General features: G+C 71.6%; 13 protein-coding genes. 11 read left to right on the plus strand and 2 right to left on the minus strand.

Features of this window, described 5'->3' with window-relative positions:
* The first annotated feature begins 25 nt into the window (after nucleotides 1-25).
* Nucleotides 26-754 (plus strand): SseB family protein, encoded by a 729-nt coding sequence (locus ACZ7EG_RS31390; protein ID WP_471086239.1) that lies wholly within the window; start codon nucleotides 26-28, stop codon nucleotides 752-754.
* A gap of 8 nt (nucleotides 755-762) precedes the next feature.
* On the opposite strand, the gene ACZ7EG_RS31395 is transcribed toward ACZ7EG_RS31390, so the two are convergent.
* Complete coding sequence (locus ACZ7EG_RS31395; RefSeq protein ID WP_062925865.1) at nucleotides 763-1,119, minus strand: DUF1844 domain-containing protein; 357 nt, start codon at nucleotides 1,117-1,119, stop codon at nucleotides 763-765.
* A 395-nt stretch (nucleotides 1,120-1,514) separates the two neighbouring features.
* Here ACZ7EG_RS31395 and infC point away from each other — a divergent pair, with 395 nt between their 5' ends.
* From infC to ACZ7EG_RS31445, 10 genes are all read left to right on the plus strand, one after another.
* Nucleotides 1,515-2,153 carry a translation initiation factor IF-3 gene (gene infC, locus ACZ7EG_RS31400; protein WP_386634973.1) on the plus strand — a complete coding sequence of 213 codons (639 nt, stop codon included), beginning with the start codon at nucleotides 1,515-1,517 and terminating at the stop codon, nucleotides 2,151-2,153.
* 107 nt (nucleotides 2,154-2,260) lie between these two features.
* The gene (gene rpmI / locus ACZ7EG_RS31405; protein ID WP_003977225.1) at nucleotides 2,261-2,455 is read left to right on the plus strand and encodes a 50S ribosomal protein L35; all 195 of its coding nucleotides are present in this window, start codon (nucleotides 2,261-2,263) and stop codon (nucleotides 2,453-2,455) included.
* Nucleotides 2,456-2,553: 98 nt separating this feature from the next.
* Nucleotides 2,554-2,937 (plus strand): 50S ribosomal protein L20, encoded by a 384-nt coding sequence (gene rplT / locus ACZ7EG_RS31410; protein ID WP_003989074.1) that lies wholly within the window; start codon nucleotides 2,554-2,556, stop codon nucleotides 2,935-2,937.
* Between the two features lie 86 nt (nucleotides 2,938-3,023).
* Nucleotides 3,024-3,884 (plus strand): TrmH family RNA methyltransferase, encoded by an 861-nt coding sequence (locus ACZ7EG_RS31415; protein WP_471086243.1) that lies wholly within the window; start codon nucleotides 3,024-3,026, stop codon nucleotides 3,882-3,884.
* A 53-nt stretch (nucleotides 3,885-3,937) separates the two neighbouring features.
* On the plus strand, nucleotides 3,938-5,089 hold the full coding sequence (locus tag ACZ7EG_RS31420) for a sensor histidine kinase (RefSeq protein WP_471086246.1): 1,152 nt from the start codon (nucleotides 3,938-3,940) through the stop codon (nucleotides 5,087-5,089).
* 128 nt (nucleotides 5,090-5,217) lie between these two features.
* Nucleotides 5,218-6,345 carry a phenylalanine--tRNA ligase subunit alpha gene (pheS, locus tag ACZ7EG_RS31425; protein ID WP_471086249.1) on the plus strand — a complete coding sequence of 376 codons (1,128 nt, stop codon included), beginning with the start codon at nucleotides 5,218-5,220 and terminating at the stop codon, nucleotides 6,343-6,345.
* On the plus strand, nucleotides 6,345-8,858 hold the full coding sequence (gene pheT / locus ACZ7EG_RS31430) for a phenylalanine--tRNA ligase subunit beta (RefSeq protein WP_471086252.1): 2,514 nt from the start codon (nucleotides 6,345-6,347) through the stop codon (nucleotides 8,856-8,858). Before pheS ends, pheT begins: the two co-directional genes overlap by 1 nt.
* 215 nt (nucleotides 8,859-9,073) lie before the next feature.
* Nucleotides 9,074-10,105, plus strand: a complete 1,032-nt coding sequence (locus ACZ7EG_RS31435) for a PP2C family protein-serine/threonine phosphatase (protein WP_471086255.1) — start codon at nucleotides 9,074-9,076, stop codon at nucleotides 10,103-10,105.
* Between the two features lie 258 nt (nucleotides 10,106-10,363).
* Nucleotides 10,364-11,704 carry a transcriptional regulator gene (locus tag ACZ7EG_RS31440; protein WP_402707485.1) on the plus strand — a complete coding sequence of 447 codons (1,341 nt, stop codon included), beginning with the start codon at nucleotides 10,364-10,366 and terminating at the stop codon, nucleotides 11,702-11,704.
* Between the two features lie 106 nt (nucleotides 11,705-11,810).
* Nucleotides 11,811-12,356: an NUDIX hydrolase gene (locus ACZ7EG_RS31445; protein ID WP_031142043.1), complete on the plus strand. Its 546-nt coding sequence runs from the start codon at nucleotides 11,811-11,813 to the stop codon at nucleotides 12,354-12,356.
* 1 nt (nucleotide 12,357) lies between these two features.
* Here the strand turns inward: ACZ7EG_RS31445 and ACZ7EG_RS31450 are convergent, their stop codons facing one another.
* Entirely contained in the window at nucleotides 12,358-12,615 is a 258-nt protein-coding gene (locus ACZ7EG_RS31450; protein WP_234847293.1) for a hypothetical protein, read from the minus strand.
* Nucleotides 12,616-12,809 lie beyond the last annotated feature (194 nt).

Raw genomic sequence — 12,809 nt, forward strand, 5'->3', positions numbered from 1 at the left:
GGAACCCGGCGGATAGGGTCGACGCGTGGCGAACAAGAACATCCCGGACTCCGGCTTCTCCGACGACGACGGCTCCGCCGACCCCCGGCTGAGCGCGGCACTCGCCGCCTGGGCCGAGGACCGGAGCGCGGTGGGGCCGGTCCTCGCCGCCCTCAAGGGCGCCCGGCTGCTCGTGCCCGTCGTGGCGGTCCTCGGCGAGGTCGAGGAGGACGAGAACGGGCTGCGCCGCGAGAAGACCAGCGACATGGCCGTCCCCACCCTCAAGGCCGGCAACCGCACCGCCCTGCCCGCCTTCACCTCCACGGACTCCCTCGCCCGCTGGGACCCGCAGGCCCGCCCCGTCGCCGTACCGCTGCACCAGGCCCTGCAGGCCGCCGCGCACGAGAAGGCGGACACGGTCGTGCTCGACATGGCCGGACCGGTGCCCTTCGAGCTGACCGGCCCCGCCCTGCTCGCTCTCGCCGAGGGCCGCGCGAGCACCGACCCGCTCGCCGACCCGGCCGTCGTCGCGGCCGTACGGGACGCCGTCGCCGCCGAGCCCGCCGTCGTGCGCGCCCACCTCGGCCCCGGGCAGGCCGACGGCACCCTCGCCCTGGTCCTCGACCCCTCCGTTGTCCCGGCCGAAGCCGCCCGGGCGGTCGCCCAGCGGCTCGCGGCCGACGAAACACTGAGGGCCCGCCTGGTGCGCGGCCTCGACCTGGCGCTGCTGCCGGCCGAGGCGGCGCCACCCGGCGAGCCTCTCTTCGTACGCTGAGGTCCCGGCTAGCCGTAGACCGGGCCGGTGTACTTCTCGCCCGGCCCCTGGCCCGGCTCGTCCGGCACGAGCGAGGCCTCGCGGAACGCCAGCTGCAGCGACTTCAGCCCGTCCCGCAGGGGGGCCGCGTGGAAGGAGCTGATCTCGGTCGCCGTCGCGTCCAGCAGACCGGCCAGGGCGTGCACCAGCTTGCGGGCCTCGTCCAGGTCCTTGTGCTTCTCGCCCTCCTCGGTCAGACCGAGCTTCACGGCGGCGGCGCTCATCAGGTTGACGGCGACCGTCACGATCACCTCGACCGCGGGGACCTCGGCGATGTCACGGGCCATGGCGTCGAAGTCGGGGGACTCAGGAGGGGTCTCACTCATGCCCCACACGATAGGCGCAGTGGGCGCTCGGCCCCCACGTGACCCCGGCACGCCCCAATTGGCCGTTCCTGGCCCTTGCTGGTAACCTCGTGTAACGACCGGTCGGACACGTGTGCCTCACAGCTCGCGAGACCGACCCACAAGTGGAGGCTTTCGAACTCCCACCCGATCACCCTCAGGGCGGCGGGTCACCGGTCAGGCGGTCCCGTCCCAGCGGCGGCGATCCGTCCGAAAGCGCGCCCCGCGGCCCCCCGCGGCGGTGCTCCGGTAGTTCGAGGAGCCCCGCCTGGGATCGTCCGGGGCATTTTTATTGCTTCGGCGCGGTTAGGTCTATCGATAAAAGACGTTACGCGGCCGTCCGCCAGACCGTCGCGTGGTGCTACCGAGGAGGATCCATCAGCGCCGAGCCCCGCATCAACGACCGGATTCGCGTTCCCGAGGTGCGACTTGTCGGTCCCAGTGGCGAGCAGGTGGGCATCGTCCCCCTGGCCAAGGCACTGGAGCTTGCGCAGGAGTACGACCTGGACCTGGTCGAGGTCGCGGCGAACGCCCGTCCGCCCGTGTGCAAGCTCATGGACTACGGGAAGTTCAAGTACGAGTCGGCCATGAAGGCCCGTGAGGCGCGCAAGAACCAGGCGCACACGGTCATCAAGGAGATGAAGCTTCGGCCGAAGATCGACCCGCACGACTATGACACCAAGAAGGGTCACGTCGTTCGGTTCCTCAAGCAGGGCGACAAGGTCAAGATCACGATCATGTTCCGTGGCCGTGAGCAGTCCCGGCCCGAGCTGGGCTACCGGCTGCTGCAGCGTCTCGCGGAGGACGTGGCCGACCTCGGGTTCGTGGAGTCGAACCCGAAGCAGGACGGCCGCAACATGATCATGGTCCTCGGTCCGCACAAGAAGAAGACCGAGGCGATGGCCGAGGCCCGCCAGGCGCAGGAAGCCCGCAAGGCAGAAGCGAAGGCCAACCCCGGCAAGTCGCAGAACGCCGCGGAGACCGAGGCGCCGGCTGAGGAGCCCGCCGAGGCGTGACTCCCGGGACGCCAGTCCCAGGAAGCAACCGAAACAAGACGACGCTCCACCGTGCCCGGTTTCACGACCGGGCACCGGAGCGCCACCGACGAGGAGAGAACGGCGCTATGCCGAAGAACAAGTCGCACAGCGGTGCCAGCAAGCGCTTCAAGATCACCGGCTCCGGCAAGGTGCTCCGTGAGCGTGCCGGCAAGCGCCACCTGCTCGAGCACAAGTCGTCCCGCGTGACGCGTCGCCTCACCGGCAACGCCGAGATGGCCCCGGGCGACGCCGCGAAGATCAAGAAGCTTCTCGGCAAGTGACGTCCGGGCGCGCGAGCGCCGGACGTACGTCAGACCGGGACCCAATCGATTTCGGGTCGTGTGAGCACCCCCACGACCCCGCTACAAGGAGTTAACAAGTGGCACGCGTCAAGCGGGCAGTCAACGCCCACAAGAAGCGCCGGGCGATCCTCGAGCAGGCCTCCGGCTACCGCGGTCAGCGCTCGCGCCTGTACCGCAAGGCCAAGGAGCAGGTCACCCACTCGCTGGTCTACAACTACAACGACCGCAAGAAGCGCAAGGGCGACTTCCGTCAGCTGTGGATCCAGCGCATCAACGCCGCTGCCCGCGCCAACGGCATGACCTACAACCGCTTCATCCAGGGTCTGAAGGCCGCGAACGTCGAGGTCGACCGCAAGATCCTGGCCGAGCTGGCCGTCAACGACGCCGGTGCGTTCGCCGCGCTCGTCGAGGTCGCCCAGAAGGCGCTGCCGAGCGACGTGAACGCGCCGAAGGCTGCGTGACACCGGCTCGAGCCGATGTGACTGAAGGACCCGCAGGCCGGACGGTCTGCGGGTCCTGCTGTGCAGCTACCGAGAAAGCGAACCGGATGCCTCCCGCCACCCCCGAGCTCATCTCCCCCCGCTCTCCCCGCGTCCTGGCCGCGCGGCGGCTGGCCAAGCGGAACTTCCGGGGGAAGGACCGGCTGTTCCTCGCGGAGGGACCGCAGGCCGTGCGGGAAGCCGCCGGGCACCGGGCCGGGGACGCGGCCACACTCGTGGAGCTGTTCGCCACGCTCGAGGCCGCCGAGCGTTACGCCGACATCGTCGGGGCGGCCCGGGACGCCGGAGCCCGGGTGCACCTCGCCGCCGAGCAGGTCATCGCCGACATCTCCACCACCGTCACCCCGCAGGGGCTCGTCGGTGTCTGCCGGTTCCTGGACACGCCTTTCGAGGAGGTCCTCGCGGCCCGGCCCCGGCTCGTCGCACTCCTCGCCAACGTCCGCGACCCCGGCAACGCCGGGACCGTGCTGCGCTGCGCCGACGCCGCCGGCGCCGAGGCCGTCGTGCTGACCGACGCCTCCGTCGACGTGTACAACCCCAAGGCCGTCCGCGCCTCCGTCGGCTCCCTGTTCCACCTGCCCGTCGCCGTCGGCGTACCCGTGGAGCAGGCCGTCGACGCGCTGCGGAACGCCGGCGTCCGGGTCCTGGCCGCCGACGGGGCGGGCGACCGCGACCTCGACGAGGAGCTCGACAAGGGCACCATGGGCGGGCCCACCGCCTGGGTCTTCGGCAACGAGGCCTGGGGCCTGCCGGAGGAGACCCGCGCTCTCACGGACGCCGTCGTGCGCGTTCCGATCCACGGGAAGGCCGAGAGCCTGAACCTCGCCACCGCCGCCGCCGTATGTCTCTATGCGTCGGCGCGTGCACAGCGCGCCTCCGGAGGGTGCCGATCCGTCACCGGGAACTAGTAGGGTGACCAGCTCAGGGACCCCTCTGCGAGCCTTGGAGGTGGGGTACGGGGATGACCGTCGGCACGAGCAGCGCACCGGGAGCCCAGGACGCCGGGAGCCCGCCCGCCGCCTCCCGGCCATCCGGTGACCACGCCGGCCTCGGCATCGACCCCGACCAGCTGCCCGACGGGCTCGTCGTCGCCGACGAGCAGGGCCGTGTCATCTGCTTCAACGCGGCCGCCGAGCGCATCACCGCCGTCCGCGCCCGGGACGCCCTCGGGCAGCGCCTGGAGAAGGCCCTGCCGTTAGAGGACCTGGAGGGCCGGCGCTGGTGGCAGCTGACCGATCCGTACGGCGGCCTCGCCATCCGCGTCGGACAGCCCGAGCGCAACCTGCTCCTGCCCGGCGGCCGTGAGGTGCTGGTCTCCGCCCGCTACGTCCGCACCCGGCCGACCGGACCCGTCCGGCGCCTGGTCGTCACCTTGCGCGACACCGAGGCCCGCCGCCGTACCGAGCGCAGCCACGCCGAGCTGATCGCCACCGTCGCCCACGAGCTGCGCTCCCCGCTGACCTCGGTCAAGGGCTTCACCGCCACGCTGCTCGCCAAGTGGGAACGCTTCACCGACGACCAGAAGCGCCTGATGCTGGAGACCGTCGACGCCGACGCCGACCGGGTCACCCGGCTCATCGCCGAGCTGCTCGACATCTCCCGCATCGACTCCGGCCGCCTGGAGGTGCGCCGCCAGCCCGTCGACATCGGCGCCGCCGTCGGACGGCACATCCAGGCCTACGTCGCCGCCGGGCAGCCCGCCGACCGGTTCCTGCTGCGCGTCCAGCAGCCGCTGCCCGACCTGTGGGCCGACCCCGACAAGATCGACCAGGTGCTCAGCAACCTGCTCGAAAATGCCGTGCGGCACGGCGAGGGAACTGTCACGATCGACGTCACGGCCACGGCGTCCCTCCGCGAGGGCGAGTACGCCGAGACCGCAGCCACGTCGGTCACGGTGAGCGACGAGGGGCCCGGCATCCCGGAGGAGTCCATGAACCGCGTCTTTACCCGCTTCTGGCGGGGCAGCAAGCGCGGTGGGACGGGCCTCGGGCTCTACATCGTCAAGGGCATCGTCGAGGCCCACGGCGGCACCATCACGGTCGGCCGGGCCCCCGGCGCCGGCGCCGAGTTCCGATTTACGTTGCCCGTGAGCGCTCCGGCCTATCTCGCCTGAGCCCCGCGGGCGCATTCGCATACCTCCACCCCGTTAGACTCGGCCATTGGCACCTTTGTGTCCCATCAGGCGGCCGTCCGAGTCGGTGACGGGGACCTTCAGCCAGCCAATCGGAAGCACGGGAAGAGATGTCGGCACCGAATAAGTCGTACGACCCTGTCGAGGTCGAGACGTTGAAACCGGAAGAGATCGAGCGCATGCGGGACGAGGCGCTCGCCGCCTTCGCCGCCGCGGACTCCCTCGACGCGCTCCACGAGGCCAAGGTCGCCCAGACGGGTCCCACCTCGCCGCTGGCCCTCGCCAACCGCGAGATCGGCGCCCTGCCCCCGCACGCCAAGGCCGAGGCCGGCAAGCGCGTCGGCCAGGCCCGCGGCGCCGTGAACAAGGCCCTCGCCGCCCGCCAGGTGGAGCTCGAGGCCGAGCGGGACGCGCGCGTGCTCGTCGAGGAGGCGGTGGACGTCACGCTGCCGTACGACCGCGTACCGGCCGGCGCCCGGCACCCGCTCACCACCATGATGGAGCGGGTCGCGGACGTCTTCGTGGCCATGGGCTACGAGGTCGCCGAAGGGCCGGAGGCCGAGGCGGAGTGGTTCAACTTCGACGCCCTGAACTTCCTGCCCGACCACCCGGCCCGGCAGATGCAGGACACCTTCTTCGTCCAGGGCCCGAAGGGCACCGACGAGTCCGGGTCCGGCGTCGTCCTGCGCACCCACACCTCCCCGGTGCAGGCCCGCGCGCTGCTCGACCGTGAGCTGCCGGTCTACATCGTCTGCCCCGGCCGGGTGTTCCGCACCGACGAGCTGGACGCCACGCACACACCCGTCTTCCACCAGATCGAGCTGCTCGCGGTGGACGAGGGCCTGACGATGGCGGACCTCAAGGGCACCCTGGACCACATGGTCCAGGCCCTGTTCGGCGCGGACATGAAGACCCGGCTGCGGCCGAACTACTTCCCGTTCACCGAGCCCAGCGCCGAGATGGACATGCTCTGCTACGTCTGCAAGGGCGAGTCCATCGGCAACCCCGACCGCCCCTGCCGCACCTGCTCCTCCGAGGGCTGGATCGAGCTCGGCGGCTGCGGCATGGTCAATCCGCGGGTGCTCACCGCCTGCGGCGTCGACCCCGAGAAGTACAGCGGGTTCGCCTTCGGGTTCGGCATCGAGCGGATGCTGATGTTCCGCCACAACGTCGAAGACATGCGAGACATGGTCGAGGGTGACGTCCGGTTCACCCGGCCGTTCGGGATGGAGATCTGATGCGGGTCCCGCTTTCTTGGCTGCGGGAGTACGTCGACCTGCCGGAGACGGAGACCGGTCGTGACGTGCAGGCCAAGCTCATTTCGGCCGGTCTGGAGGTCGAGACCGTCGAGCAGCTCGGCGCCGACCTCAAGGGCCCGCTGGTCGTCGGCCAGGTGGCGACGATCGAGGAGCTGACGGAGTTCAAGAAGCCGATCCGCTTCTGCACGGTCGACGTCGGGCAGGCCAACGGCACCGGCGAGCCGCAGGAGATCGTCTGCGGCGCCCGCAACTTCGCCGTGGGCGACAAGGTCGTCGTGGCCCTGCCCGGCGCGGTCCTGCCCGGTGACTTCCAGATCGCCGAGCGCAAGACCTACGGCAAGATGTCCCGCGGCATGATCTGCTCCAGCGACGAGCTGAACATGGGCGACGACGGCACCAAGGGCATCATCGTCCTGCCGCCGGAGACCGAGATCGGCAAGGACGCCGTCGAGCTGCTGGAACTGGTCGACGAGGTCCTCGACATCGCGGTCACGCCCGACCGCGGCTACTGCCTGTCGCTGCGCGGCGTGGCGCGTGAGACCGCCATCGCCTACGGCCTGCCGCTGCGCGACCCGGCACTGATCGACGTGCCCGCCCCGAACGCCTACGGCTACCCGGTGCAGATCTCGGACCCCACCGGCTGCGACCGCTTCACCGCCCGCACGGTGACCGGCCTGAGCGCCGAGGCCCGCTCCCCGATCTGGCTCCAGCGCCGGCTGCAGAAGGTCGGCATGCGCCCGATCTCGCTCGCCGTCGACGTCACCAACTACGTGATGATGGAGCTCGGCCAGCCGCTGCACGCCTACGACCGCGGCCTGGTCCAGGGCACGATCGGGGTCCGCCGGGCCGAGGCGGGCGAGAAGCTCACCACCCTCGACGGCGTCGAGCGCACGCTGGACGCCGAGGACCTGGTGATCACCGACGACCGCGGCCCGATCGGGCTCGCCGGCGTCATGGGCGGCGCCGACACGGAGATCGCCGACCACGACGACGTGGAGAACGCCACCGCCGGCGTCGTCATCGAGGCCGCCCACTTCGACGCGGTGTCGATCGCGCGGACGGCCCGCCGGCACAAGCTGTCCTCCGAGGCGTCCCGGCGCTTCGAGCGCGGCGTCGACCCGCAGGCCGCGGCGGCCGCCGCGCAGCGCACCGTCGACCTGCTGGTGCTGCTCGCGGGCGGCACCGCCGAGGCCGGCGTCACCGAGGTCCTCGCCCCGTCCGCGCCGCGCACCATCACCGTCCCGGCCGACCACCCGGACAAGGTCGCGGGTGTCGCCTACGGCCGCGAGACCGTCGTACGCCGCCTCCAGGAGGTCGGCTGCGACGTGTACGGGCAGGACGAGCTGGTCGTCACCGTGCCGTCCTGGCGGCCCGACCTCACCGACCCGAACGACCTGGCCGAAGAGGTCATCCGGCTGGAGGGCTACGAGAACCTGCCCTCCACGCTGCCCAAGCCGCCGGCGGGCCTCGGCCTGACGGACCGGCAGCGGCTGCACCGCCGCGTCGGCCGCGCCCTGGCGGGTGCGGGCTACGTCGAGGCGCTGAACTACCCGTTCATCGGCGAGCAGGTCTTCGACCAGCTCGGCCTCGAGGCGGACGACCCGGCCCGCCGCGTCGTGAAGCTCAGCAACCCGCTGAGCGACGAGGAGCCCGCGCTGCGCACCTCGCTGCTGCCGGGTCTCCTCGCCGCCCTGCGCCGCAACGACGGCCGGGGCTCGCACGACCTCGCGCTGTTCGAGTCCGGTCTGGTCTTCCGGCCGCGCGAGGAGCAGCGGATCGCGGCCGTGCTGCCCGTCGACCGCCGCCCGACCGACGAGGAGCTCGCCGAGCTGAACGCGGCGCTGCCCGAGCAGCCGCGGCTCGTGGCCGTGGTCCTCGCCGGTGCGCGCGAGCAGGCCGGCTGGTGGGGCAAGGGCCGTCCGGCCGACTGGGCCGACGCGGTCGAGGCCGCCCGGTCCGTCGCGCGGGAGGCCGGAGCCGAGCTCGTCATCCGCAAGGGGCAGTACGGCCCGTGGCACCCGGGGCGGTGCGCCGAGCTGGCGGTCACCGTGGACGGTGCCGAGCGGATCGTGGGGCACGCGGGCGAGCTGCATCCGCGGGTCGTGAAGGCTCTCGGTCTTCCGGCGCGCACCTGTGCGATGGAGATCGACCTGGACGCGGTGGAGACCGCCGGTGACGCCACGGCTGCGGCGCCCCGGATCTCCACGTTCCCCGTCGCCACGCAGGATGTCGCCCTGGTCGTCGACGCGTTCGTGCCGGCCGTGGACGTCGAGGCGGCGCTGCGGGAGGGGGCCGGGGAACTGCTGGAGTCCATCCGGCTGTTCGACGTGTACGAGAACGCCGAGCAGCTGGGCGAGGGGCGGAAGTCGCTGGCGTACGCGCTGCGGTTCCGCGCCGCCGACCGGACCCTCACCGTGGACGAGGCGTCCGCGGCCCGGGATGCGGCGGTGGCCCTCGCGGGCGAGCGTGTGGGTGCGGAGCTGCGGAGTTAGCGCCGTGGGGGGCTGAGCCTCGTCGCCGGCCGCGGCTTCGTCGTGGCTCGTCGCGCAGCTCCCCGCGCCCCCGGGAACGGGTCGGGTCACCTCACTCGTTCGAGTGGTAAAGGTGGGTGATCTGCCCCTTTCCCGGTGTGCTGTCGACAGAATCGGACCGGCCTTCTCGGGCCGGTCCGATTCTGTGTGTCAGGGCCTATTGGGGGGCCATCGGCATGATCCGCATCAGGGGTCGGGTGCGCAGCCTCGGTCTGTCCACGGTGTGGGGCGCGGCGGCCGTCACCTACAAGCTGGCCTGTCCGCTCGCCCAGGAGACCGATCTTCAGGCGCGGATCGTCACCAGTGTGGTGTTCTTCGCGGTCGGGACCGGCCTGATCCTGCAGGTGCGGAACGCGCTGATGCGTGAACTGCGGCAGATGCGCCGGGTCGCGGGTGCCGCGCAGCGCGCGCTGCTGCGGCCGTTGCCCTCGCGGGTCGACGGGCTGGACGTGGCGGCCGTCCAGGTGTCGGCGGAGCCTGGCGCCGCGGTCGGAGGCGACCTGTACGAGGTCGTCGCCACCGAGCACGGCGTCCGGGCCGTGATGGGTGACGTACGCGGGCACGGGATCGGCGCGCTCGGAACCGTCGCCGCCGTGCTCGGCTGTTTCCGCGAGGCGGCGCACGACGAGGAGGACCTCGGCGGGGTGCTGCGCCGGCTGGAACGGGCCCTGGACCGCCATCTGCGCCAGGAGCATCCCGCGAGCGCCGCCGAGGAGTTCGTGACGCTGCTGCTCGTGGAGATCCGGCCCGACGGGGAGATGCTCGCCCTGAACTGCGGGCACCCGTGGCCGTACCGGTTGAGCGGTGGCCAGGTCGAGCAACTGGCTCCCGGCGATCCGCACCCGCCCCTGGGGTTGTTTCCCCTGCCGGCCGTACTGCCGACCGTGGAACTCGGATACCTCGAGCCCGAGGACGCCGTGTTCCTCTTCACGGACGGCGCCCAGGACGCGCGGGACGCCCGTGGCCGGTTCTTCCCGCTGACGGCCGTTCTGGCGGGCGTCGCGGGGGAGGGCCCGCTCACTTCGCAGAGCGTCGTCGGCCGAATCTCCACGGCCCTTCTGCACCACACCCGGGGCACTCCGCCGGACGACATCGCCCTGCTGATCCTCACCAACGACCGGCACACGTCCCTCAGGGCCGCGGGGAACTGCGCGAACGAGCAGGACGCCCCCGTAGCCGACGGCACACCCCTCACACAACGGCGATGACTCGCCTTGCTCGGCCGGCGGAGCCGTCCGCCCCGCCACGGAGTGTCGGGCAGGCGGCCGGGCGGACGGCGGTAGCGGGCCGCCGCACTGTACGAGGGGGAGCCGGCGGCCCGGCCGGCCTCTTTCGAGGCAGTTCAGTCAACCGGCCCGCAACTCTGAGCGACAGCGCGCACACCCTGCGGATTCGAGCACTCCGTTCACACCCCGTGTGAAGGCGGAACCACTACTCTGTCCGCACCGAGCCACCGGGGGGCCCACATGCAGCCCAACACTCTGCTCGACGCGATCCTGGACGAAGCCGGGATCTCGCACGCGGGGCTGGCCGCACACGTCAACCAGGCGGGACGGGCCCGTGGCCTGTCCCTGAGGTACGAACACACCGCCGTCGCCCGGTGGTTGAAGGGGCAGCGCCCCCGGGGCCAAGTGCCCGACCTGATCTGCGAAGTGCTGGCCGCCCGGCTGCAACGGCACGTCACCCTCGACGACATCGGCCTCGGCGTGCCCGGCGAGCCGTCCGCCCCGCACACCGGCACGCTGTCCGGCTTCGTCGAACGGGCCACCGCGCTGTGGCGCTCCGACCAGCAGCAACGCCCGCACATACTGGGCGCGCCCGCCCTCACCGGAACGCCCGCGGTGATGCCGGTGTGGGAGTGGGAGAACCCGCCCGAGGACGTGGACGTCTCGCGGGGCGGCAGACACCGGGTCACCGCGGGCGACCTGGAGATGCTGCGGGCCGCCCGTGCGCACTACGAGCAGATGTACCGCAAGGCCGGGGGCATCGCCACCCGGGCCCGGATCGTCGGCTTCCTCAACGCCGAGGCCGCCCCGCTGCTGCGCGGCAGCTACACCGACGAGACCGGCCGCCAACTGCACCGGGCCACCGGCGGTTTGGTGGCGGTCGCCGGCATCTGCGCCTACGACTCCGACGCGCACGGGCTGGCCCAGCGCTACTTCCACCAGGCGCTGCGGCTGGCGAAGGCCAGCGGCGACCGGGGGCTCGGGGCGTACGTCATCGCCCTGCTGGTCAACCAGTCGCTGTTCATGCGGGAGTACCGGCAGGCCGTCGCCTTCGCGGAGGCCGCGCTGCGGGCCGCCGGCAAGCACATCACCCCGGCGCTCGCCTCCGACCTGTACGCGATGCAGGCCAAGGCGTACGCACATCTCGGCGACGGCACGAGCGCCCTGTCCCGCATCCGGCGGGCCGAGCAGGCGGCCGAGCGCATCCGGCGCGGCTACGAGCCGGACGAGACCGGCTATGTCCAGCCCGGGCTCGTGAACGTCCAGGTGGCCGAGGCACTGCTGAGCCTGGGCGAGATCGCGGCCGCCGGGGAGCATGCCGCGGCCGCCGTGGACAACCCGGCGCACGACCGCGGCCGGGTGCACCGGCTGGCCATGCTCAGCACCATCGAGCTGCGGCAGGGCAACGCCGACAAGGCGGTGGCCATCGCCGTGCAGATGGCCGAGCAGGCCCGGGGCATGGAGTCCCAGCGGCTGCGCGACCGGCTGCGCGCGGTGCGGGAGCATCTGGTGCGCAGTGGCTGCGCGGGCACGGCCGAGGCCGCCGAACTCATCGACGGAGCACTGCGCGTACCGTTGTAGATCCGGGCCAGGGTGCCCGTATCGCTCCGAGGCGCTTCCCGTGCGCCTGCTGCCCATCCGTCCCTGCTGCGATATTGCCACTTACTCGACGGAAGGTGGCAGAACCGTGCAGTGGACGAAACACAACGAGCAAACTGTGTACTCAAACCGCTGGTTCAGCGTCAATCTCGCGGATGTCGAACTGCCGGACGGCAGGCATCTGGACCACTTCCTCATACGGCTGCGTCCCGTTGCGGTGGCCACGGTCGTGAACGAGGCCAACGAGGTGCTGCTCCTTTGGCGGCACCGCTTCATCACCGACAGCTGGGGGTGGGAACTCGCGGCGGGAGTGGTCGAGGACGGTGAGGACATCGTCCGTGCGGCCGCCAGGGAACTGGAGGAGGAGACCGGCTGGCGGCCGGGACCCCTGCACCACCTCATGAGCGTGGAGCCGTCCAACGGGCTCACCGACGCCCGGCACCACGTGTACTGGGCCGACGAGGGCGAGTACGTCGGGCATCCCGTGGACGACTTCGAGTCGGACCGCCGGGAATGGGTGCCCCTCAAGCTCGTCCCCGACATGGTCGCCCGCGGCGAGGTCCCGGCCGCCAACATGGCGGCCGCGTTACTCCTGTTGCACCATCTCAGGCTCGGTCAGGACACGCTGCCCTGAGCTATCGTCCCAGCGCCTGCCAGATCGTCACGACGAGGGCACCCACGGCGGTGAGGGCGGCGACCGCGGGCAGCGGCCAGCGCGCGTGTTCCAGCGAGTTGATCCGGGTGTTGAGCTCGTCGAGTTCCTTGGCGGTCTCCTCGGTGCGATGGCTGAGCAGAGCCAGCCCGCCCTCGACGCGGGCGTAGGCCACGTCGAGGCGGCGCCGTAACTCTGCGAGTTCTCCATGGACGACGGGATGCTCGGGATCGGCGGTCACGAGTCCGCTCCTTTCCGTAGTCGTTTCACATCCCTGCATGCGCATGAGGAGTCAACTCGCCTGGTGGGCGCCTGGGGAGAGTGTGCGTAGGGCATATGCGAGCCCGGCGCGCACACGGTGTGTGAATGCCGCGGACCCGGCACCAACTCCGGTGCCGGGTCTGCTGCTTGGCCGAAATCTGACCGTCCGTAATC

It is taken from the genome of Streptomyces sp. NPDC037100 (assembly GCF_055606225.1).